This window comes from Pedobacter cryoconitis, assembly GCF_003259615.1.
In the GTDB taxonomy this organism is placed as follows: domain Bacteria; phylum Bacteroidota; class Bacteroidia; order Sphingobacteriales; family Sphingobacteriaceae; genus Pedobacter; species Pedobacter cryoconitis.
Map to the genome: position 1 here is coordinate 634,396 of NZ_QLLR01000001.1, position 21,752 is coordinate 656,147.

At 39.3% G+C, this 21,752-nt stretch carries 24 protein-coding genes; 7 read left to right on the top strand and 17 right to left on the bottom strand.

The annotated features are described in order from the left end of the window. Positions 1-15: 15 nt before the first annotated feature. The 9 genes from LY11_RS02780 to LY11_RS02815 all read right to left on the bottom strand — a co-directional run bounded on the left by LY11_RS02780 (position 16) and on the right by LY11_RS02815 (position 6,098). Positions 16-474 carry a MarR family winged helix-turn-helix transcriptional regulator gene (locus LY11_RS02780; protein ID WP_245952576.1) on the bottom strand — a complete coding sequence of 153 codons (459 nt, stop codon included), beginning with the start codon at positions 472-474 and terminating at the stop codon, positions 16-18. A 1-nt stretch (position 475) separates the two neighbouring features. Further along, entirely contained in the window at positions 476-649 is a 174-nt protein-coding gene (locus LY11_RS26610) for a DUF5522 domain-containing protein (RefSeq protein WP_170132606.1), read from the bottom strand. Continuing rightward, positions 649-1,590, bottom strand: a complete 942-nt coding sequence (locus LY11_RS02785; protein WP_111632187.1) for an MBL fold metallo-hydrolase — start codon at positions 1,588-1,590, stop codon at positions 649-651. The genes LY11_RS26610 and LY11_RS02785 overlap by 1 nt, the downstream gene beginning before the upstream one ends. Continuing rightward, positions 1,591-2,187 carry a dephospho-CoA kinase gene (gene coaE, locus LY11_RS02790; RefSeq protein ID WP_111632188.1) on the bottom strand — a complete coding sequence of 199 codons (597 nt, stop codon included), beginning with the start codon at positions 2,185-2,187 and terminating at the stop codon, positions 1,591-1,593. Next, entirely contained in the window at positions 2,187-3,134 is a 948-nt protein-coding gene (locus LY11_RS02795; protein WP_111632189.1) for a CdaR family protein, read from the bottom strand. Before LY11_RS02795 ends, coaE begins: the two co-directional genes overlap by 1 nt. Before the next feature lie 90 nt (positions 3,135-3,224). After that, positions 3,225-3,548, bottom strand: coding sequence for a preprotein translocase subunit YajC (gene yajC, locus LY11_RS02800; protein WP_111632190.1), 324 nt, complete (start codon positions 3,546-3,548; stop codon positions 3,225-3,227). A gap of 21 nt (positions 3,549-3,569) precedes the next feature. Beyond that, positions 3,570-4,013 carry a DUF1573 domain-containing protein gene (locus LY11_RS02805; RefSeq protein ID WP_111632191.1) on the bottom strand — a complete coding sequence of 148 codons (444 nt, stop codon included), beginning with the start codon at positions 4,011-4,013 and terminating at the stop codon, positions 3,570-3,572. Between the two features lie 12 nt (positions 4,014-4,025). Further along, positions 4,026-4,919: a transcription antitermination factor NusB gene (nusB, locus tag LY11_RS02810; RefSeq protein WP_245952578.1), complete on the bottom strand. Its 894-nt coding sequence runs from the start codon at positions 4,917-4,919 to the stop codon at positions 4,026-4,028. A gap of 90 nt (positions 4,920-5,009) precedes the next feature. Further along, positions 5,010-6,098, bottom strand: a complete 1,089-nt coding sequence (locus LY11_RS02815) for a Glu/Leu/Phe/Val family dehydrogenase (RefSeq protein WP_111632193.1) — start codon at positions 6,096-6,098, stop codon at positions 5,010-5,012. Positions 6,099-6,209: 111 nt separating this feature from the next. Here LY11_RS02815 and LY11_RS02820 point away from each other — a divergent pair, with 111 nt between their 5' ends. The 6 genes from LY11_RS02820 to LY11_RS02845 all read left to right on the top strand — a co-directional run bounded on the left by LY11_RS02820 (position 6,210) and on the right by LY11_RS02845 (position 11,967). Further along, positions 6,210-8,000 (top strand): ABC transporter ATP-binding protein, encoded by a 1,791-nt coding sequence (locus tag LY11_RS02820; protein WP_111632194.1) that lies wholly within the window; start codon positions 6,210-6,212, stop codon positions 7,998-8,000. 70 nt (positions 8,001-8,070) lie between these two features. Then, positions 8,071-8,397, top strand: a complete 327-nt coding sequence (locus tag LY11_RS02825; RefSeq protein ID WP_111632195.1) for a DUF3276 family protein — start codon at positions 8,071-8,073, stop codon at positions 8,395-8,397. Between the two features lie 68 nt (positions 8,398-8,465). Then, positions 8,466-8,999 (top strand): hypothetical protein, encoded by a 534-nt coding sequence (locus LY11_RS02830; RefSeq protein WP_146610788.1) that lies wholly within the window; start codon positions 8,466-8,468, stop codon positions 8,997-8,999. 162 nt (positions 9,000-9,161) lie between these two features. Then, positions 9,162-10,469: a spondin domain-containing protein gene (locus LY11_RS02835; protein ID WP_111632197.1), complete on the top strand. Its 1,308-nt coding sequence runs from the start codon at positions 9,162-9,164 to the stop codon at positions 10,467-10,469. Positions 10,470-10,994: 525 nt separating this feature from the next. After that, positions 10,995-11,468 (top strand): hypothetical protein, encoded by a 474-nt coding sequence (locus LY11_RS02840; RefSeq protein WP_111632198.1) that lies wholly within the window; start codon positions 10,995-10,997, stop codon positions 11,466-11,468. 16 nt (positions 11,469-11,484) lie between these two features. Further along, positions 11,485-11,967, top strand: coding sequence for a G protein-coupled receptor family protein (locus LY11_RS02845; protein WP_111632199.1), 483 nt, complete (start codon positions 11,485-11,487; stop codon positions 11,965-11,967). 131 nt (positions 11,968-12,098) lie between these two features. Here LY11_RS02845 and LY11_RS02850 read toward each other — a convergent pair whose 3' ends face one another. The 8 genes from LY11_RS02850 to LY11_RS02885 all read right to left on the bottom strand — a co-directional run bounded on the left by LY11_RS02850 (position 12,099) and on the right by LY11_RS02885 (position 20,562). Further along, complete coding sequence (locus LY11_RS02850; protein WP_111632200.1) at positions 12,099-13,100, bottom strand: hypothetical protein; 1,002 nt, start codon at positions 13,098-13,100, stop codon at positions 12,099-12,101. 181 nt (positions 13,101-13,281) lie between these two features. Further along, entirely contained in the window at positions 13,282-14,391 is a 1,110-nt protein-coding gene (locus LY11_RS02855) for a hypothetical protein (RefSeq protein ID WP_111632201.1), read from the bottom strand. 8 nt (positions 14,392-14,399) lie between these two features. Further along, positions 14,400-15,110 (bottom strand): hypothetical protein, encoded by a 711-nt coding sequence (locus LY11_RS02860; RefSeq protein WP_111632202.1) that lies wholly within the window; start codon positions 15,108-15,110, stop codon positions 14,400-14,402. A 283-nt stretch (positions 15,111-15,393) separates the two neighbouring features. Then, a complete protein-coding gene (locus tag LY11_RS02865; RefSeq protein ID WP_111632203.1) occupies positions 15,394-15,810 on the bottom strand; it encodes a hypothetical protein in 417 nt (138 codons plus the stop codon). 501 nt (positions 15,811-16,311) lie between these two features. Beyond that, entirely contained in the window at positions 16,312-16,722 is a 411-nt protein-coding gene (locus tag LY11_RS02870) for an OsmC family protein (protein ID WP_111632204.1), read from the bottom strand. Between the two features lie 115 nt (positions 16,723-16,837). Then, the gene (locus LY11_RS02875) at positions 16,838-18,046 is read right to left on the bottom strand and encodes an MFS transporter (protein ID WP_111632205.1); all 1,209 of its coding nucleotides are present in this window, start codon (positions 18,044-18,046) and stop codon (positions 16,838-16,840) included. Beyond that, the gene (locus LY11_RS02880; protein WP_111632206.1) at positions 18,046-20,190 is read right to left on the bottom strand and encodes a S9 family peptidase; all 2,145 of its coding nucleotides are present in this window, start codon (positions 20,188-20,190) and stop codon (positions 18,046-18,048) included. Before LY11_RS02880 ends, LY11_RS02875 begins: the two co-directional genes overlap by 1 nt. 108 nt (positions 20,191-20,298) lie before the next feature. Next, positions 20,299-20,562 (bottom strand): hypothetical protein, encoded by a 264-nt coding sequence (locus tag LY11_RS02885; RefSeq protein ID WP_111632207.1) that lies wholly within the window; start codon positions 20,560-20,562, stop codon positions 20,299-20,301. 212 nt (positions 20,563-20,774) lie between these two features. Between LY11_RS02885 and LY11_RS02890 the strand changes: the two genes are divergently transcribed. After that, positions 20,775-21,659 (top strand): DOMON domain-containing protein, encoded by an 885-nt coding sequence (locus LY11_RS02890; RefSeq protein WP_111632208.1) that lies wholly within the window; start codon positions 20,775-20,777, stop codon positions 21,657-21,659. Positions 21,660-21,752: the final 93 nt, after the last annotated feature.

Consider the following 21,752-nt stretch of genomic DNA (forward strand, 5'->3'; position numbering starts at 1 on the left):
AAACAGGCAGGGTATTTAAGCCTTGCCTCTTGCTTTTTCCAGTAAAGAAGTCAATTGTTCCGCTTCCTGACGTGTTAAATTCGCAGAGAGAATAGCAGACAGATCCATTTCCTTATCCATTTTCTTTAACAGCGCCAGTCCCTTCTCATTAATTGATATATCAACCGCGCGTTTATCATAAGTATTGGTCTTTTTACAAATCAAATCCTTCTGCACCAGCCGGTCAACAATCCGCGAAGCATCACACATCTTATCAAGCATTCTGGATTTAAGCAGATTGATAGTCGAAGGCTCCGGATGCTGGCCGCGTAAAATTCTGAGCACATTAAACTGCTGATTGGTAATATCATACAATGAAACAGCCTGTTTCACCTGATCATTACACCAATTCTGCGTAAACGCCACGTTGACCATAGCCTCGTGGAATATGCTTTCATAGCGGGGAGCTTTTATTTCTTTCTGCAACTGTATCACGTTATCTTTTTTCTGAAGTTAGTTCACTATCATTCCCATTGTTCTTTTTCCTGCCGTATTTCCATGGGCAGTGCTTGCAACCATTTTTGCAGCAATAACCACGTTTAAGGTGGTATGCTTCTGTAAAAACCATTAAACCCTGCTCATTGAAATAATAATCGGCACTCTGTTCCATTAGTTAAGCAATTTAACAGTAATAATGTTTGAATAATAACTTTTTAGTTGAATTCCACTCCCATGTGTAGTCCAGATTTCTTTTGGCTTAACTTTTCCAATGGTATAAATGATGTCATCCCAGTCCACATGGTCAGAAATGAACAATTGCAGCTCATTATTGTGCTGTAAATGTTTCCATCCCGTTGCAAAAACCCTGATCACATTTACCGCTTTGATATAACTTCTGTAAACCAGAGGAGGTACCAGGTAAATCATATCAGTTTTAGTATTCTTCATTACCTTCCGGTCATAAACCTCATATTTCCCCATATCAATTCCCATCTGCTCATAAATTTTCACAAAAGGGAGGATGCTATGGTGTACCAGGATTCTCCGCTGCGGACAAAGGTCGCTGATCAATTTAATCAACCGCTGGCTCTTACCCAAAGCATAAGCGCCCAGCATAACATTGCTTGTTGTCGCGTTTAGTTTTTTGATCTCCAGTTCCACATCCGGATGTTTAGTTTCAGGATTTGCAAAAGTTGTTTCCGTAATCAGTACATCCGCTTCCGCGAATTCTATAGGCTCGCAGGTCGTATCCGGCTGCAGCTTATAATCTCCGGTATACAAATATTTAATCCCCTTATATTCCATCATTACCAATGCCGAGCCTAAAATATGGCCAGCAGGGATAAAGCTGATCTTCACTCCATTCAATACAAATTCAGCGTGAAAAGCATACAGATGAAACTCACCCGCTGCAAATTTCTTATACCGCTGTATCATGAACAATGAGGTCGCTTTGGTACAATACACATTGAAATTACCACTAATTGCATGATCACCATGTGCATGTGAAATTACTGCATCCTTTACCATTTCTTTCGGGTCCAGGTAAAAATTGCCATAGGCACAATACAGTCCAATTTTAGTTGGCACTAAAAAATCCTCTAATATCATTTATTTTGTAAGGTTTATAAATTGATGGTGCAGCTCCAATACCTGGAGTATCACCGATTGGCTTTCATCATTTGTAATTAAAAAATCAGCCATTTTATTCTTTTCTTCGTCACTCAGCTGTTTATCCATCCGCGCTTCGACCTGCGCGCTGGTTACCCCGTCCCGCTCCATTACCCTTTGTATTTTGACTGCCTTGGGTGCAGTGACTAAAATACTATGGTCACACATTTTATAAGAACCACTCTCAAATAATAAGGCGGCCTCTTTCAAATTATAAGGTACATCTGCAGGTATCGTTAACTGCCAGCTTTCAAAAGCCCTGAATACTGCCGGATGAACCAGTGCATTCAGCTTTTCCAGTTCCGATTTATTATTGAATACAATTTGCGCGATATGTTTATTGTTCAGCTTTCCGGACAGCTCATAACTTTCGCTTCCAAAGGTTTTTATTACACCGTCCTTTAATACCGGGTCAGTCACCATAATTTCCTTAGCTACGGTATCTGCATAAAACACAGGGATTCCCAGCTGCTCAAATATTCTGCAAACTGTGGTTTTTCCACTTCCTATACCGCCGGTAATCCCAATCTTAATCATTATTTCTCTATAATAAAATCAACTTTCTCAGGGTCTATCCTCATCTTTCTGCAATAATCAGGAAAGCGGGTCAGCTTCACAGTCAGCTGAGCATGATGTTTTAATTTCCACTCATTCAGATCTACCACCGCTTCAATAAAATCCTCATTAACCTGCTGATAACTTGATAAGGCAACCATAAAAGTGATCTTTACCTTTTTCGGATAAAGCTTCACATTATAATATTCACCATTATTGATAACCTTCAGCGGCACTTCCAGTGTTTTTTCCGTAAACTCATCTACCGGTAATTTAACCTCGACACTCGCAGGGAATATATTTACATTCTTGAACAGGTTCTGTTTCATCCCTACCCGCGTTACCGCCTGGTTCTGAATATTATGCAACACTAAAGTATCAGTTTTCCATTCAGTAATCTTTTCCAGATCTTCCTGAGGACCAGATACCGTCACATAATCAGGCGTACACTGGATCACGTCAGAAATACCAAACTGCTTCACAAAAGATAAATTAGATACTAATCTGACCGGAACCCTTTTGACCGTTCTTTTAGAAAAATCAAAGTATAGCGTATCCGGACGTACAGATATAATTTTCTGTGAAGTTTCCAGCTGATTGTTCACACTATAGAGCTGTTCAGAAAAAAGAATATAATTCCTGTTATTCAGTTTTTCAAGATTAATGCTGATAAACTGCGGGTTCACCCTTAACCTGGCAAACAACAGTTGCCAGCCCGTTCCTTCCACCTGTAAATCTACCGTATCAGACTGTAAAGGATGAAAAGCCTTTTTCTGCGGAAAATTCTTGTAAATCAGGACTGTCTTGGCCGTATAAACATATTTATTGTTCAACGCCAGAAACAGCCATCCTGCAATAGCCAGAAGCACACAAGTGATCAATACTAAAAAGCGCTTTCGCTCTATTTTTGTAAGTTTAATGAATGGCATACGGGCTGTAATTAATCAAATTTAAGGTTTTATCACTAAACAAAAAAGCCGCGCCAATAATGGAGCGGCTTTTTGATGTCTATTAGCGAATTAAGCCTTAGGCAATTCAGCAGATGCTTTAGTTGCATCCAGAGAAATCGCTGACTTGTCAAAACGGATTTTAGTACCGCCTTCAACTTCGATTAGAAAAGTAAGTTCATTCATATCAATGATTCTGCCATGAATACCAGCAGTAGTAACTATTTTATCACCTTTTTTCAAGTCTGCAACTAATTTCTTGTGGTCTTTAGCTTTTTTAACCTGTGGTCTGATCATGAAGAAATAGAAAACTACCATGATTAATACCATTGGAACCAAGGTACTTAACATACTGCTTCCGCCGGCAGCAGCATCTAAAATTACTGTTAATGTCATATTGATTGTATTATTATAAAATTATGTTCTTTCTTTAACCTCACCAATCAGATGTACTTCTGTAGTGGAAGGATTACCGTTTGAAGTGATAGTGACAACTTTATCCTGCATTCCCATTTTGCCGGCACTATTAAAAACTACTTTAATTACGCCGTCAGCTCCTGGTTTAATCGGCTCTTTAGGAATTTCAGGGATTGTACAACCACAAGTTGCAGTCGCATTGGTAATAATCAACGGGCTTTTTCCAGTGTTTGTAAATTTGAATTCATAATGTACCGACTCACCCTGTACGATTTTACCGAAATTGTACATTCCCTGTTTGAAACTGATTACAGGTGCATCAGGTGAAGCCACTGTTTTAGTTTCCGTAGTTTTAACTACACTGTCAGCAGCAACTGCAGTAGGTTTTGTTTGGCAAGCAGCTAATGTAGCTGCTGCAAATGCAAGTAAAAATATCTTCTTCATTAATATATTTTTTTATTCTTCTATTAATCCGCGGCCAATTTTCTTGATACTGTTTGAACGCTTTAAATCACCTAAGATTTTGTCCAATATACCGTTAATAAATGAATTACTTTTCGGAGTACTGTAATCTTTTGATAAGTCAAGATACTCATTAATGGTAACTTTCACCGGAATCGAAGGGAAATTCATCAGCTCACAAATAGCCATCTTCATCAGGATAGTATCCATTAACGCAATACGTTCCGACTCCCAGTTTTTAGTACGCTCAGCGATTAAATTCTGGTATTCCGTATTATTTTTCAGCGTGTAAGTGAAAAGATCTTCCACAAATTTGCTGTCTTCTTTCCAATCCACACTGATCGGGGTCAGTTTGTTTTTAAACGGATCCTCAGACGTAAAGTTCTTCAGGGTTTTTGCAACCATACCCTGCATTACTTCTTTATCTACAGGCCAGTTGATAAACTTGTCTTCAAAAGCCTGAATGATATTCTGACTCTTCAAAATGATTTTTCTAAAGATAAATTTGATGATTTCTTTTGATCCTTCCAGGCTATCATCAGTATCTGCCAGATAAGCAAGGTACTCAGGGGTAGCTTTCAGCTTATTGTAGATTGTTCTGATGAATTCAGGATCTGCATGCCAGTTAATCTGGTATTTGTTTACAGCCGATTTAAATTCAGGATTTTCCTGCAGCAAAACAATGAACTTGTTGCGCAGTAACTTTTTGTTAGGATTCAGATCTTCCGCAGTAGGAAAGTGCTTGTTAGCTCTTTCAATAGCATCAACTGAGGTATATTCCGTGATCTCAGAAAGTAATGCCAGCATTCTGACATACATTTCATAAACCTGGTCAATACTGTGCATCAATTCTTTCTTTGCAGAAAGTAGATCCTTTTTGTCTGTCATTTGCCACGCAAAGATGTTTTGCAGGACTTTAATTCGTAGGTGCCTTCTATTTAACATGAATGTAAGAACGAGTTGGTAATATACCGGTTATTAAAATGATGATTTTATTTTTTTGATGTCTATTATTCTTTGTTCTGCAATCCTGTTTGCTGCCAGGATTGTTGGGATATTTTCTGCCTTGGACAGTTTAATTACATTACGCGTTGCCTGGTAGATATTTTCTGTCAGCTGCATGGTGCGTTTTCTTCCGAAACCTGTTAATTCCGAATAACAATTAATCAGTCCTCCTGCATTAATCAGGTAATCCGGTGCAAAAAGGATGTTCTTTTCCAAAAGCAATTTACCATGTACCTGCTCATCTGCAAGCTGGTTATTGGCTGAACCTGCGATAATCGCAAACTTCATTCTTGGAATAGTTACATCATTTACCGTAGCACCTAACGCACAAGGCGCATAAATATCAACGTCAAGACCGAATACTTTATTGGCCTCTACAGGTTTTGCTTTATATTTTCTTGCGATATGGTGTAAACGTTCCTCATTAATATCACTGATAAAAACTTCTACATTTTCATTTCTCAGCAATTCAACAAGCTGCTCCCCTACATTACCAATACCCTGTACCACAACAGAACGTCCTGCCAGCATATCCGTACCAAAAACTTCCTTCACACAAGCTTTTATTCCAAGGAAAACACCTTTCGCAGTCGTAGGAGAAGGATCGCCCATTCCGCCAATTGATTCAGGAACACCCGTCACATATTTGGTTTCCATGCTGATATACTCCATGTCTTTGGTCGTTGTCCCTACATCTTCAGCGGTAATAAACTCCCCATTCAGATTTTGGATAAAACGGCCAAAACTGCGCATCATCGCTTCAGATTTTCCTTTGCGGGAATCACCAATGATGACCGCTTTACCACCCCCCAGGTTTAACCCGGTAATTGCAGCTTTATAGGTCATACTCCTTGATAACCGCAGCACATCTTCCAGTGCTTCAGTCTCTGTAGCATAATTTAACATCCTTGTACCACCTAAAGCAGGGCCCAGTGTCGTATCATGAATAGCAATAATGGCTTTTAAACCGGTATCGGGATCATTACAAAAAACAACTTTTTTGTGTCCTAAAGCACTTAGTTGATCTAAAATTGAGGTTACCGCAGAACTATTACCAGACATAAGATTTCGTTTATCAGACAGCCCGCAAAACTAAGGATAAAAAACATTATTTACATTGTTTTAACCAAACAGTTTTCAAAAATCATGTGCAATTGGCTAACTTTACGCCACATGAAGCACCTTCGTTTTTTAAATAAACATTTCTATAAATATAAATGGTGGATCATACCCGGGGTGTTTTTCGTTATTATCTCTAATATTTTCGGTGTAATTCCAGCCCAGGTTATTGGCCATGCCTTCAACCTTATTACCGAGAATATCCAGATTTATGGCCTTTTCAGCGGTTTCGAAAGACAGCAGATCATTTATGACATCTTCAGTTACAGTCTGCTCTACTTCGGCTCACTCGTCCTGGTCCTGTACCTGATCAGGGGTTTATTCCTGTTCTTTATGCGACAGACCCTGATTCTGATGTCCAGGCATATTGAATTTGATATGAAAAATGAGATTTACGCACACTATCAAAAGCTAAGTCTGGGCTTTTACCGCCGTAACAATACCGGTGATTTAATGAACCGGGCTACAGAAGATGTAAACAGAGTAAGAATGTATGTTGGCCCTGCAATTATGTATACCATCAATACCCTTGTTTTATTTCTGCTGATTATTACTTCCATGTATTCAGTGAACGCTAAACTCGCTACTTTCTCTTTATTGCCGCTACCTGTACTGGTTGTGATTATTTATTTTGTCAACACGCAGATCAATAATAAAAGTGAGCAGATCCAGGAGCAGCTATCCCGGTTATCAAGTTTCGTGCAGGAAAGATTTTCAGGCATCAGGGTTATCAAATCATACGTCAGAGAAGATTATACCAGGGAAATTTTCGCCAATGAAAGCAGCGCCTATAAAAACAGTTCTATGGGTCTGGTACGTGTACAGGCACTCTTTTACCCGACCATGCTTCTTTTAGTTGGCCTGAGTACTATTCTTACCGTATATATAGGTGGAGAGCAAGTACTCGACGGCTCCATTACCGCAGGGAATATTGCAGAATTCATTGTTTATGTCAACCAGCTTACCTTCCCGGTAACTATGCTGGGCTGGGTAACTACATTAATTCAGCGTGCTTCAGCTTCACAGAAAAGGATCAATGAATTCCTCGAATTACAATCAGATATACAAAGCGGGGACGCACCTGCCGGGGAAATTAGCGGAAATATCAAATTCGATCATGTTAACTTTACTTATCAGGATACAGGTATCAAAGCATTACAAGATGTAAGTTTTGATATTAAAGCCGGGCAATTCGTTGCGATCATCGGACGTACCGGATCAGGGAAATCTACGCTGGCCAATCTGATTATGAGGATGTATGATACTGATTCAGGTCAGATTTCAATTGATGGGACTTCACTCAAGAAAGTCAACCTGAATTCCTTCAGAGGTCAAGTCGGTTTCGTTCCGCAAGAAGTTTTTCTCTTTTCTGATAACATTAAGAACAATATTGCCTTTGGACTGGATCAGGTTACAGATCTGGAGATTGAAAATGCAGCACGAAATGCGGCCGTATATCATAATATAATGGACTTTGAGCTGAAGTTTGATACTATGCTTGGCGAGCGGGGGATTACCCTTTCCGGCGGACAGAAACAGCGTGTATCTATAGCAAGAGCACTAATAAAAGAGCCTAAAATATTGATTTTTGACGATTGTCTTTCCGCAGTAGATACGAAAACTGAGGAGGAAATATTAAATAATCTGGGTAATGTCATGAAAGGAAAGACCAGCATATTAATTGCACACAGGATTTCTACGATCAAAAAAGCAGACAGGATTCTGGTGCTTGAAGAAGGCCGTATTGCAGAACAAGGCACTCATGATGAACTAATTAGCCTTCATGGGATTTACGAAGAAATGTATCAGAACCAGTTATTGGAAGAAGAAAATAAATCTCTTTAATTTCTATTTTGATCTTATCTAATTAATACTTTATATTTACCCGAACCAAAAACCAACAGCGATACCAAACATGGGAGAATTTGACAACAAAGAGAGAGAAGAGGTTTTTTCTAAAAAAGTAAGGGCCGGTAAAAGAACTTATTTTTTCGACGTTAAAGCAACACGTTCAGGAGATTATTATTTAACCCTTACTGAAAGCAAGAAAAGACTGGAAGACGGTGTATTTGTAAAACATAAGATCTTTTTATACAAAGAAGATTTTGAGAAATTCGCTGAAGGATTAAATGAGACGGTTGATTACATCAAGAATCACCAGGAAGTTGTTGAAAAACGCTATGAATATTCAGAAAACCATGAAGGTGCTGCAAAGGGCCAGAATGATGACTTTTCTTTCTAGGATAGGATTAAAGAACTTTTAGAAGCTCCGTACAGGGGCTTTTTTTATGTCTTGACTATTGTGAAAAAATGAGGTTTACCCCAAATACCAGGACAATCCGGTTATCCACCCCTATGACTGCTGTTGAGATCAATCAGCAGCTTAGTCAACTTGTGCAAAACCCTTCCCTGCTGGAGAAAGCAGATAAAGAATATTACGGAACAATAACCGCAGATGAATTTAAGATCACCAGGGCCCAGGGTGCTAACCGCAGCTCCTTTTATCCGGTGATTACTGGCCATATCAGCTCAGCTCAGACTGGTTCACCCCGTACTCAAACTGAAATAATTCTGACCTTCAGAGTCCATAAACTTTTCAGGGCCCTGTTCTGGTTTCCCCTTGCCAATTTTATAATCACCCTTGCTGACATTGCCTATAACACTATATCCGGAACAAATCCCGAAAATGCAGGATGGGATTATTTCCTGACCGTACTTGGCGTATCCCCACTATTCATACTCCTATTGTTGCTGTTACCCCGCATATTCGGCTTTTTCAGTAGTACCACAAACAGTATCGCACAATTCAGGAAAATCTGGAAAGCAGAAGAAATACCCGCTTAAAATCTATTTGTAATAAAACCCCGCGTGTCTGAAATCAAAACCGCGTATCTAAATAGCTGTGCTATAATTTACGCAGATCCGATCCCTGAAATTAATTTCATATCTGCTGTAAGGTTTTAGAAATACCCCCGACAAAGTGGTATAAACAAAAACAAACACAAAATGACTTCAATTCAAAACAATTGGAAATGGCTTATTGCGGCCATCTTACCATTAACATTTACAGCTTGTAAAAAAGACTCCGTAACCCCTCCAATCAGTAACAAAACAACAATCACCGTAGAAAACGTATTGAACTCAAGCAGTCTTGTCGAATCAGGTACTTTTCAGGGCACAGGTACGCCTCCTGTTATACTTCCCGGACAAACTGTTTCCTTTCGCTTTTCCGCTTCTATCGGGCAGGCTGTAACCTTCTCTAGTATGTATGGCTGGTCTAACGACTTGTTCTTTGCACCAGCAAATCCGGGGATTGCGCTTTATGACCAGAATAAAAAACCAATTGAAGGTGATGTTTCGACACAAATCAAACTATGGGATAATGGGACCCGCGTAAATCAGACACCAGGTGCGAACGTTGTTCATCCAGGTATAGCAGAAAATAATGCAATTACAGAAGTGAACGGAAAAGACGCTCAGGGCAATACTTATCTTCCAGCATCATCCCTGGTTAAAGCAACTCTAAAATATGAAGGTGATTCTTATTTCACTTTGACTTTACAGAATACTTCGGGTGGTACCGCTAACGAAACTCCTTTAAGTCCTGGTGTGTGGGCAGTCTCTTACATCGCAGGTGGTAAATTGCTTAATTCAGCACCTATTTTTACCAGCGGACAGCCAACAGCCAATGGCTTGACGCAACTTGCTGAAGCAGGAAATAATGCGCCACTTTATACTTATATCAAAAGTAATACCGGGATCTTCACTCCACTATCTCCAATTTTAGTTGTTGTGTATAACGGTATAGACAACCCAATTTTCAAAACCGGCGAAAAAGACCGTAATGAAGGATTAAAAGATCTGGCTCAACAAGGAAATGCGACTTTATTGGCCGCAGCATTAAAAGGCAGGCCAGGGGTTAAAAACGTATATGTATTACCAGCACCAAACTCAACAGTTCTGCTTCCAATAATATTCAACCAATCAGGAGGAGCTGTTTCACAGGAACTTTCAGTAGCTAAAGGTGATCGTATTGCTATTGCAACGATGTATGGTTTTTCAAATGACTGGTTTTTTGCTTCATCAGAAAACGGTTCTGATGCCACACAAACAGCAGATATTTCAAGTTCTATCAAGTTATATGATAATGGCACTGCTGTTGATCAGTTTCCTGGCGCAGGAAATAACCAGTTCAATTTAGGCGGAGCTACTGCATCACAAAGTAATGTGATTGCCGGGGTACCAAATCCAAATCAGTTTACAACTTTACCTGCAATTACCGATATGATTAAGGTGAAAATTAATGTGAATTAAAAGCATATCAGTTATTTACGAAGCCGTTTCTATTCTTAGAAACGGCTTCATAAATTTTATTTATTAAACGAATTATAGCACAGATTTGTTCAATAATAGTAAATCACCAACACCACCTTGTTTTTAATTTAAAACATATATATATTTAAAATAAGGAAGTTAAGCCTGAAATAATTCCTGGTTACAAAATTCGCGGTTAAACTATTCCCTCCAATCTGAATAAGCTTTCAAGAATCTTATCCTTTCACATTTCTGTTTTCAGACCAGAAATTACTACGATTTATCAAATAACGAGTAACAGATAATTCGCTATCACAGCATTATCTATCATTCCTATTTACCAATAAATCAAATAGTTATTACCAACTTCAAAATTTAATTCTCCAGATCAAAACAGATGGCATTAATTTTGTCGTCAAATTTTATTTATCTGATAAAATAAATAAATTTTAACAATACAATAAATAAACCAAAATAAATATACTATTGTTTACATAACCCAATTAACCTCTAAACACAAACAACATGGAAAACTACAAATACTTTGAACAGGATGGCAGTAAATATCATTTGAAAGCACAATTCGTATTTATTGGCTTTCTGGGTGGCCTTTTCCTGATAGGAGGACTTGTTCTTGCCTTTACAGTAGGCGCAACTGATAAAGCCAACAGATGGGTTGGTTATGGTTTGGCAATACTCGGTGCGATGGTCTTACTCCGCCTTACCTCAAAAACTGCCATCGACATGGAATCCCGCCAGGTACTTCTAAAAAGGAACCTGTTTGCTTCCGAGGTGGCCTATAGTCTGGACTATTTCGAAACTTTTCTAGTTGCCAAAACTGTGTCAGTATTTGGAATGACGATGAATGCAACCGCAACTATGGTTTTAAACATCGACGGAAAAGAGAAAAATCTAATGTTGAACCAATCCTTATTTTCCACAGTACCACTCAATAACATGATTAATGAGGCGCTGCATATCATGAAAATTGAAGATTAAATAGAAAAGAAGAAATATGGCGCTTTATAACCTGGAAATCTCGGATGGTCAGTTCAGTATTCAACCCAACCTGAGTTATTATACTAAAATTAAGATCTTTTTAGCAGGAATATTTTTATGCTTTGCAGTCGTTCCGTTCGTACCTATTGCTCATGACATAAAATTTGTACTGTATTTAATTGGCGGAGGGCTCTGCTTTTATGTAGTCTATGAATTCCTGTTTTTAGCGAATGTAAAAATCATTTTTGACCAAAGCACCCGGAAAGTATATAAAAAGATACCCGGAATTTACACAAAAACACTGATGGACTTTGAAGAAATCAGGTTGGTCAATGATACAAGTTATGGTCTATTGGTATATACTATTGGCGCTAAGAGCACGCGTTTTGTGAAAAACTATCCAATCAGCGAGCCATTTTCAGATACGAAGAAAGGGCATAGAGAACAGTTAGAGTTTGAAACCACAATACTCGAACCTTTAATGGAGTTTGTGAAATAACTATCCCCTGTCCCCTTTTAAAATCATTACCATTTTAAAACGACTATCTTTTTAAAATCATCAGCCTTCAAAAAAGAAAGCTGCCTTGTCATTAATGACAAGGCAGCTTTCTTTTTTGAAATTTTGTAAGCTTATTTAACTGACAATAAGAAACCAATTGTAAAATTAGCATCCCAGTCAAAAACGAAAGTATCACAATGCGTTGCATACTTGATCGCTTTGTAAATATTTACACCACTTTTAATCTTTACCTTATCAGTATTATACTTTTCAGGATTATTTAATACTGTAAATCTTTCCTCTCCATTACGCGTTTGTTTAGCCAGTTCAAACGGAACACCGCCAATGATAAAACAAACCTCACGCTTAGCCGAAGGGATCTTTTCTGCAATCGCTTTAACCTGATCATAAACTGCAGCATCTTTTAAATCCTTCTCATAATACTTCGCTCCCGGGGCCTCAGCAGATTTAACAATGCCATCCATCCAGGAAATCTTAGTATTACCAGAACCAATATCAACTACAAAAGAGTTATCATAATAAGAAGCAGGCAATACACATTTTAAAGCCAGTTTACCTTCCTGCTCCGCAGTAACCAAATTCACTACATAGCCCATTTTCTTCAATTCAGAAGTAATGGCAGCAGTTTTAGGTTCTTTTTGTGCACCAGAGCTAATCACAAAATGTATGTTCTTAGACTTTACGCCCTTATCAAACATAGCACCTATATAATCTTTTAATCCAGTACGAATATCAGTTGTAGTTGCCATCCCCTCATACACAAAAGATTTCCCAAAATCCTTAGAGATAATCTCCCAGCGCTTTTCCTTATCAATATTAACTACAAAAGAATTAAAGCCAGAAGCACCTACTTCAACCACACCTTTGTACTCCCCATTAACTGGCTTTTCAGGTGTATAATTGAAACTACGCTTTTCATCACTCGTTGCGGAAGAAGAACCCGAAGTACTTGTACTACGGCTAATACCAGTACTATCCTGAGTTGTTTTAGTGGCCGGACCATCCAGTTTACCACTTTCAGATGCCCAGTAACCTAACCCTATAATTGGAATCGCAATTATTATTGCTTTAATTGGCCAGCGTAATCTGCCCCATGTAGATTTCTCTTCCATATTCTTTTTTTATATTTTGTTGTTAATAATTCAATTTAAGACTGCCCTTTTAAAGCCAGTTCTCCAGCTTTAAGTCAAATCTGGTTTTTATATATTTAAGCCGTTTTAGCTCTAATCCAGCTATATCTTTAATCCCGTTTTCTATTTAACCCGGTTTTATCTCTAATCCCGTTTTACACCTCTAATCCAGCAAAGTAAAACCCTTGTCCACTTTTTCTTCCGCTTTCAATTCATAAGCAGCATCCGACATCTGACTAACATTAAGCATTTTAAGATTACGCTGATCCACTTTTTGGATGAACTCTTCCAACTCACCTTGTGTAGGTGCACCACCCACAGTGATATTATTGTTCTGATCCAGGAAATCAAGATTAGAACGGATGGAAGCAATATTCTGACTGATTGCTCCGGTTGCCGCATTCATTGCCTCCTGAAATACCCAGCTGTCTTTGATATTAAAGACTTCTGCTAAACCATCGGTTGCATTCTTCATTTTCTGGGTCGCTTCCAATTTCTTGGAAATGATAGAAATACTACTATCAAGCGTGCTCACATAAATACGGGCAGCACTTTCATTGTCTTTCAGAACTTCCAGTACTTTGGCAAATTGATTGGCATACTGAACGTAGCTTCTGGCATTCTGTTCTTCCGACTCTCCCTCTTTTCCTAATAAAAATGCTTTAGTACGTGTTTCTTTCGCATCCCTGCCATATCCATTTGCTTTTTCTGTATTGTTATTGGCCGCTTCTTGTTTTCCTTTTTCATCCAGGTTAGCCGCCTCAACCGTAAAGCGCTTTGCATAGGTATATTTTTCCTCTGCTGTTTTCTGAGCAGTCTCTCCACTTTGGATCATATCAATACGCACACCGTCTACATTGGTAATCTTCTCTTTTACCCGCTTCAAAGTATCTTTAGCATCTTTTGATAACAATTGCAATGTTTCAATCGGATTGTTGCGGATAATGGCCTTTTCCCCTTTAAAAATCAGGATCGTCCCCAGACGGTGCAGTAAAGCAATAATTTTTGGTGCCAATAACAATAGCACAATCAGGATAATACTAAAAATTACCAGCAGAATGCTTTTAGCAGCATATTCCAACATTAATGGCAGGAATTTAAAAAAGGCAAAAGCTCCGCCTAAAACAATGACCCAGAAAAAAATATTAGCCATTGTCTTTTTGGCTTCTGGTGTTTGCATCTGGCTGGGTAAATGATCACCCAGCACCTGGAATATCGGCAACTGGCTTTTCAGTTCGGCCGGTATGTTTACAAATTGGGACTTATTTTCCATCGTAATTTTTAGTTTATATTGGTTTGGATTATGTTAAGTGCATTTTTAATATCAGTGATCACTTCCGCAACTGCCGTGTTCCCAACGGCAATTTTTGCATCTATATCTTTCAGCTGAGGTTCATATTTACTGTTGATTTCTTTAAGTTCTTTTTGTCTGGAGCCCAGCTTTTCACGCAACTCTTCCATATTCTGTTCAAGCCGCTGGATTTCCGCAGTCAGGCTCGCCTTTTCTGCTACCTGATTCTGCTCAATGTTCTCCTTTTGCAGTTGTTTTTGACTTGTTTCCTTATCAATAACCCTTTGCAGCCCGGCCGCATAATTCTGACCCGTCCTGACCAGTTTATCCTTATCCAGAGTTTTATCTACATACTTCAAAGAAGTAAAAGCCGCTTTTATAGAGCCCGCATCCACACTGCCCATTTCAGCAGCAGCATTCCAAACTTCAAAAAAGTCCAAACCCGGTTCATTAATCCTTTCCAATATTTCCAGCACTTTAAGCTTCATCTGCTTGACATCTGTCGGCGGCAGATCAGAAGTATTTTGTGTTAGATTAGTCTGAGGGTTGTTAGTTACACTTTCACCTTTTTTAGTTTCCGTCACCGGGGGTGCAACTGCCTGTTTTGATTCCGGGACAAACGGCTCAGGGCTGTCCTCAAAGATTAATTTCTTTAAGCTTCTTAAAATCCCAAAGGAGTTATTAGCTGATTCCTCACTCATAATTAAATTTATCTGTTACGAAAATAACAAAAAACAGAGATAACCAGCTGATTTATTTAACAAGGTATTTTACCCGAAAAACATGACCTGATTTTGCCGTTATTTTATAAAAAAGAATACTAAAGAAAGGGATTTCAGCACAGCAACGGCACTCATTAATAATCGTGCTAAATGATGCAATAATATTGAATGATAAAAATACTGCTGATGAAAAGATAACTTATAACTCACCCTCAGCTAAACGCTGAAGGTGGTTATGTCACGGCCGTATCGAAGAAATACGTTATTTTTCTTTCACTGCACACTCTTTCACCTGTGCATTGGTTAAAGTAATCCAGCTTTCCTGCTCCGATACATTTGTACCAAGCAAAACTTTCTGATCTTTTTGTAATTGGCTTTCAAGGCGCAGGAGTAAATCATCTGGTATTGCCTTATTTAAGATCCTGACTGGTTCATCCAGCGCATCTGTTTTCAATTCCAGATCATAAATTCCTGAAGCTAATGTTTTACAAATTACAAGCTCCACCGCCTTGTCATGTGTTATGTTCTTTAAAGCTGTAAAAGCATTCACAACTTGTTCCGCATGATCAGCTTTAAAGCCAAGCATCAGTATCGTACCTAATTCAGCACTTTCGTCATCATTTGATACATATATTTTTTCAGTCTCCGCGAGGATTGATTCTATAACTAACCTGTCCATAATTTAATTTTTTAGAAATCTATACCTTAAAAAGGAATGAAAAGACTTATTGTTTGGTTAAAGATTAAATATAAAAGCTCGTTTACTATAATATTCAATACATTGAAATCCATAGACATCCAACTTACGTAAACAAGAAGGTAAACCACCTTCCTTAAACCAAACAATAAGATGAATACAATATTATATATGGTATATAACATTAAAATAGGATTATCAGAAATTATGATCATTCTACTGGCACTACTTGTTATCTTTTTAGTGATGCGTAATCTTATCGCTCCGCCTAAATACTAACTCCAGCGATATTAACTCCAACAACCCTAACTTCAGCAATACTAACAATAACAATACTAACTATAACAATACTAATCACAATAATATCAATCACTGCAATACCAGCCACCACAAATTCTAACCTAAAAAAAATGCCTTCTTTACAGAAAGCATTTCATAGAAACCGTTTCAACAGTTCCTTAAAATATCAGGTTGACTATTCTTTTAAACTAACGTAGCTTCCAGAGAGATAGCCACATTATAGGCCTTACTTACCGGGCAGTTTTCTTTTGCGCCAGCAGCAATTTCCTGAAATTGTTCTTCTGTAATACCAGGGATAGTTGCTTTTAGTACCAGGTTAGAACTGGTGATCACTCCGTTATCTAAAGATACTGTTCCTTTAGTTTCCAGTGACGTTGGGTTAAAACCAGCTTCAGTCAAATCAAGACTTAATTTCATGGTAAAACATCCTGCGTGTGCAGCTGCCATCAGTTCTTCTGGATTAGTACCTACACCATCCTCAAAACGGCTGCTAAATGAATATTGAGTTTGGTTTAGTACAGTGCTGTCAGTTGTTAAATGACCTTTACCTTCTTTAATTGTGCCATTCCAAACGGCTGTTGCATTACGTTTCATCTGTTTAGTTTTAATTGTTTATTTTTTGTCAGATGAACCCCTGATAAATCAAAGGTTCCTATCATTTTGTTCTATTAAATAATATTACAAAATCCTGCTCACTATTAAAGACAGTTTAATCCATTTTATGTTTCAGTAATTTAAAACCTGACGCACAAACGACTAATAACAAGATCAGCATAATCCACAACCAGTTATACCCGTATTTTTCGGCCAGATAAAAACCTGCTGAAGGGCCGATCACCTGTGATACTGACCAGCTTAACGTATATCCCGCCGCATACTGTCCGCGGTTAAACTCATTCGTTCTGCTCATTACAAAAGTATTGATGAAAGGAAGCGCAAACATTTCCCCGATCGTAAACAGCAGCACAGATAAAACAGCAACCATAACCGGGGTAATTCCAGGCAATAATAACATCACATAAGCACCGGCGATGAACAATACCCCTTTAACAATATAATGGATCGGAGAACGCTTATTCTCAATCCTGCTGATCATGATCATTTCAAAAAGTGCGATGATCAAACCATTCATTCCCAATATCAAACCGATTTGCATTTCGTTGATATGCCAAACCTCCTTGTAAAATAAAGGCACCACCCTGAACATCAGGAAGAAACAAGTAGTCAGCATGGTGGTCAGCAATAAAAACTTGATGAACAGCGTATCCTCCCAGGGCTTGCGCACCTGCATTCCCTTAATCTTTTCAGCTACCGCTTTACGCGCACCCTTAGCAGTTGCAGGCAAAAGCAATAAAATAGAAAGACCGGAAAGTGCACTTACCGAACCATCCAGCACAAACAGCATCGGATAACTAAAAGATGCGACAATTCCTCCTACAGCACTACCTACCGCCCACCCCATATTCGTTGCTAACCTGTTCAGCGAATAAGAACGCGTTTGCGTACCTTCTTTCGCATAAGTTGCAATCGCAGCAAAATTTGCTGGTCTGAAGGCCTCAGAAAAGAAGCTGATCACGATAGTCAGCATACACAAAGTATCAAAATGTGTAATCGTAGAATACAGGATAAAAAATATCCCGCCAACAATCGAAGAAATAATTTGTACAGCTCTGAAGCCAATTACATCAGTCAGTTTCCCGCCTGCAGTTGCCCCCAGAATAGACCCCACCCCAAAAAGGGTGATAATCAGTCCCGCATCAGACGGTGGTCTGTGCAGGTATTGTGTCATATATAAACTCATAAACGGTACAGCCATGCTGCTGCTCCTGTTGATGAGCATCACTATACTTAATAACCAGGTTTCAGCGCTTAATCCAGAGAAAGAATCTTTATAGGTAGTATATACTTTTTTAATCATTATTGTTTGTATCGTTCAAAAAATTCCATCGTCCTTAACATCTGGTCAGTACGCTGCCTGTTGTTTCCGGATCTGGTGAGCTCATGCGTGCCCCCCGGATGTCTTACATATTCTACTGGTCTGCCTAAAACTTTAAGTGCCTTATAAAGCATTTCAGATTGCACAACACCAGTCCTTAAATCCGTTTCCCCATGAAAAATAATTAGTGGCGTATGGATCTGATCTACATAGGTAAACGGAGATTCCGCCCTGAGCAATTTTCCCGCTTCCTTTTCCCAGGGATAACCCCCAAAATATTCCGGTACCAGCCGCCACGCATTCCCTTCTCCAAAAAATGTAGTCAGATCGTAAACACCACGCTGCGCACAAGCTGCTTTAAAACGGTCGGTATGCGCAATAATCCAGGTGGTCAGATACCCTGCATAAGAACCGCCGGTAATGAACTGTTTAGCTGGATCAGCCCAGCCCTCTGCTATAGTCAGATCAAGCGCTTTGATCACATCCCGCATTGGCCCTGCTCCCCAATCCTTAACATTCGCACGTAAAAAAACTTCACTATAACCACCCGACCCGCGGGGATTAGCATACACAACGCCATAACCCAAACCAGTATAATATTGGAATTCGTGCCACATACCCGGTTCACCCGGTCCCCACATCGCTGCTGGCCCACCATGGATTTCCAGCATCACAGGATACTTTTGACCCGCCGCTGCTCCGGCAGGTTTCATCACCCAGTACTCCACCTCCATCCCCTGGTCATTGGTAAACGTTTTTTTAACCGGATAACTCATTTTTTTTCCTGCAAGCCACCCTGTATTGAGGCTGGTAATCCTTTGTGTCTTTTTATTCAGCAGATCTGCAGCAAAAACTTCCGAAGGATCTGAAACGTTCGTTTGTGAATAAACCAATTGTGTTTTATTAATATCAAATGATGTTATTCCGCTATCAAAAGCAGAAAGACGCTTTACAGCATGATCACCTAACTTATAATTGTATAATACATTGCCTCCATTGGAACTGGCTGTAAAATAAAGCTGCGTACTCTCCCTGTTCCAGGTAGCCCTGTTGAAATTACGCTCCAGTGGTACTTGAAACTGTTTCTTCGATTTAAAGTTATAGACAAAGGTTTTCCCGATATTTACCCCTTTTCCAGGAGTCTGTGTAAAACTCATCCAGTTGCCATCACCAGAGATACTGGTTGCCTTAAACTGCTGACCAATGCCGCTCAAAATCAGTTCTGGTTTTCCTCCGCTTGTAGTTAACCAGTAAATAGCAGATTCAATACTTCTGTCAGGATGTACCGAAGGATTAAGATCAGCATTCACCAGCACAGACTTGTTGTCCGGGCTTACCGCTATCAATTCATAACTATAAAAACCGCTGGTCAAAGGCAGAGGAACTGCATCAGCATGAGCCAATGATAAAGTAAATATTTGGGTAAAACTCAGCTCAGGATTGGTAGCTGCTTCGTCCTGAAAATCTAACCTGTTAAAAACTTTTGCTTTTTTCTCTTTTTCATTCTGTTGCAAATAGGCCCTGATTTCCTTTAAACTACCATCGGCATTTCCCTTTACTGAATTTGTATAAATATCATTGGCAGTAACCTCCGGCTTTTCCAGATTCCAAAGCGGGGATTCCTTTCGTGGGTTCATAACCGAATCTTTTTCCAGTTCGGCCAGGCTCAGTGAAGCAGAAAAAAACAATGTTTTCCCATCTTTACTCACCACCGGACGCTCCGCCCCATATTGAAAATCAGTTAACTGTACCGCTTCACCACCATTTAAAGGTAGTCTGAACACCTGAGATTTCCCTTTAACAACTCTGGTGAAAAATAGCTGCTGACTATCTCCCGACCAGCAAACACTACTGCTATTTTCTTTCTGACTGGTTATTGCTCGTGGCGCTGCACTAGAATTGGAACCAGCCAGAAACCATTGCCGCTGGTAATCATATTCCCCGGTTTTCGCTTCATTGGCCACTATAGCCTGAACACTGTAGGTAATCCATTTCCCATCAGGAGAAAATTGCACATTAGCAGCTATCTTGATCTGGTACAAATCGCTCAACAAAACCCTGTCTTTGTTTTGTGCCGAAGCATCCAGTATAAATAACCATAAAATAATTAAAATGAGAGGTTTCATATGCTCAGAAATCAGGTAAGATTCAGGAACCTAAATTAAAGAAAAACCTCAAATTTCAACTACGATTAAACCCTAAAAGACTTTAGCAAAGTAATCATAAAGTCAATTTTAGCGCAGCTGTATCGGCTCAGAAAATATCTGATGATGCGCGTCTAAAACCAGATCCCTGATTTCCTGAGGTAAGTCACTTTCCGGATAAAAAGATATTTCCAGAGATTGATGATCCAGTATAAAATGATCATAGATGCGCTCTGTCTGGCTTAATCTCTTTTGAATAGATTTAAGACCAAAGTATAAGTGATAATCCTTCTCCACCTGATCTATAATACTATAGAATAATTTCTGTCTCTTTTGGAGGTCAACAGCTGTCATGTTTATATTTAGTATTTAAGCCAAGATACACTGAACCCATAAATTACACAATAGACAATAGTCCCATAAGTGTATTATGAATAAAAGGAACAAAATGATAAGCCCTTTTGTTAGGGATTTGATGCGTTAAAAAATGTTAATTTATTCCGAATATCTAACTGATCAAATAGCTTTGTTAAGCGAGGTTATTTTATCCCCCCCGCTGCAAAGAAATGGATTTGAAAACCATCCTGAGTTTAGCGCTCTTTGGCAGTATAAGCTGCCTTTCATCCACATCGCTTTATGCGCAAAAAACAGACCCCGATGCGGACGTAAATTTATGGGTACAACAGCCCGTCAAAGTAGACGGCGTATCGGACGAATGGCACGAGCCGCTCAACAATTACAATACGGATACCAAACTAGCATTTGCACTGGCCAATGACCAGCAGAATCTTTATCTCATCATTGAATCACTCGACGAAGTGACCACCAGGAAACTGATGTCCGGAGGGCTTACCCTGGATATTAATACCGCAGGAAAAAAGAAAGATGGTATAAAGCTTAACTTTTTAGGGATGAACCAGCCTCCTGCTCCCCATGAACAAAACGACACTTTATCACATCCGGCAGACGAAACCAATGAATTCGAACACGGCGGAGTACATACTATACAGGTTTCGGGCTTTAAAAACATCCCGGATGGAGCTTTAACCATGCCTAATAAAGATGGTATAGAAGTCGCAGCAGCTTTCAATAAGCAGAGAGACTATATCTGTGAGCTGGCAATTCCATTAAATCAGCTTGGTTTAAAGGGAAACGAAACCAAGGCGGTTGCCTATAATATCAAAATAAACAGCGGCCCGGAACATCATCATAAAGATATGCCAGCGGGCGAAGGCGCAACTGGCGGCGGCCGTGGCATGTCCGGAAAAGGTGGTGGAATGGGTGGTGGTATGCGAGGAGGTGGCGGTGGCGGAAGACACGGCGGCGGCGGTATGGGTGGTGGTAAAGGAGGCCATAGTGCAGAAGGTGCTAACGATCAGCGCACAGCAGCTGCCGATTTCTGGATCAAATATGAACTGGCCAGACCTGATGCTTCTTTCCGTGCTAATTAAATTTCTCAAATTATTTTAATCGTACACAATAAATTGAAGATTTGGTCGTCTTATATACGAGAGCGTTAATTAGATAACGGGGACCGTCCGCCT

What these genes read in the sequence shown, in the direction of transcription:
- LY11_RS26610 (WP_170132606.1), bottom strand. Translation starts at nt 649, where the DNA reads ATGGAACAGAGTGCCGATTATTATTTCAATGAGCAGGGTTTAATGGTT.
- LY11_RS02785 (WP_111632187.1), bottom strand. Translation starts at nt 1,590, where the DNA reads ATGATATTAGAGGATTTTTTAGTGCCAACTAAAATTGGACTGTATTGT.
- coaE (WP_111632188.1), bottom strand. Translation starts at nt 2,187, where the DNA reads ATGATTAAGATTGGGATTACCGGCGGTATAGGAAGTGGAAAAACCACA.
- LY11_RS02795 (WP_111632189.1), bottom strand. Translation starts at nt 3,134, where the DNA reads ATGCCATTCATTAAACTTACAAAAATAGAGCGAAAGCGCTTTTTAGTA.
- yajC (WP_111632190.1), bottom strand. Translation starts at nt 3,548, where the DNA reads ATGACATTAACAGTAATTTTAGATGCTGCTGCCGGCGGAAGCAGTATG.
- LY11_RS02805 (WP_111632191.1), bottom strand. Translation starts at nt 4,013, where the DNA reads ATGAAGAAGATATTTTTACTTGCATTTGCAGCAGCTACATTAGCTGCT.
- nusB (WP_245952578.1), bottom strand. Translation starts at nt 4,919, where the DNA reads ATGACAGACAAAAAGGATCTACTTTCTGCAAAGAAAGAATTGATGCAC.
- LY11_RS02815 (WP_111632193.1), bottom strand. Translation starts at nt 6,098, where the DNA reads ATGTCTGGTAATAGTTCTGCGGTAACCTCAATTTTAGATCAACTAAGT.
- LY11_RS02820 (WP_111632194.1), top strand. Translation starts at nt 6,210, where the DNA reads ATGAAGCACCTTCGTTTTTTAAATAAACATTTCTATAAATATAAATGG.
- LY11_RS02825 (WP_111632195.1), top strand. Translation starts at nt 8,071, where the DNA reads ATGGGAGAATTTGACAACAAAGAGAGAGAAGAGGTTTTTTCTAAAAAA.
- LY11_RS02830 (WP_146610788.1), top strand. Translation starts at nt 8,466, where the DNA reads ATGAGGTTTACCCCAAATACCAGGACAATCCGGTTATCCACCCCTATG.
- LY11_RS02835 (WP_111632197.1), top strand. Translation starts at nt 9,162, where the DNA reads ATGACTTCAATTCAAAACAATTGGAAATGGCTTATTGCGGCCATCTTA.
- LY11_RS02840 (WP_111632198.1), top strand. Translation starts at nt 10,995, where the DNA reads ATGGAAAACTACAAATACTTTGAACAGGATGGCAGTAAATATCATTTG.
- LY11_RS02845 (WP_111632199.1), top strand. Translation starts at nt 11,485, where the DNA reads ATGGCGCTTTATAACCTGGAAATCTCGGATGGTCAGTTCAGTATTCAA.
- LY11_RS02850 (WP_111632200.1), bottom strand. Translation starts at nt 13,100, where the DNA reads ATGGAAGAGAAATCTACATGGGGCAGATTACGCTGGCCAATTAAAGCA.
- LY11_RS02855 (WP_111632201.1), bottom strand. Translation starts at nt 14,391, where the DNA reads ATGGAAAATAAGTCCCAATTTGTAAACATACCGGCCGAACTGAAAAGC.
- LY11_RS02860 (WP_111632202.1), bottom strand. Translation starts at nt 15,110, where the DNA reads ATGAGTGAGGAATCAGCTAATAACTCCTTTGGGATTTTAAGAAGCTTA.
- LY11_RS02865 (WP_111632203.1), bottom strand. Translation starts at nt 15,810, where the DNA reads ATGGACAGGTTAGTTATAGAATCAATCCTCGCGGAGACTGAAAAAATA.
- LY11_RS02870 (WP_111632204.1), bottom strand. Translation starts at nt 16,722, where the DNA reads ATGAAACGTAATGCAACAGCCGTTTGGAATGGCACAATTAAAGAAGGT.
- LY11_RS02875 (WP_111632205.1), bottom strand. Translation starts at nt 18,046, where the DNA reads ATGATTAAAAAAGTATATACTACCTATAAAGATTCTTTCTCTGGATTA.
- LY11_RS02880 (WP_111632206.1), bottom strand. Translation starts at nt 20,190, where the DNA reads ATGAAACCTCTCATTTTAATTATTTTATGGTTATTTATACTGGATGCT.
- LY11_RS02885 (WP_111632207.1), bottom strand. Translation starts at nt 20,562, where the DNA reads ATGACAGCTGTTGACCTCCAAAAGAGACAGAAATTATTCTATAGTATT.
- LY11_RS02890 (WP_111632208.1), top strand. Translation starts at nt 20,775, where the DNA reads ATGGATTTGAAAACCATCCTGAGTTTAGCGCTCTTTGGCAGTATAAGC.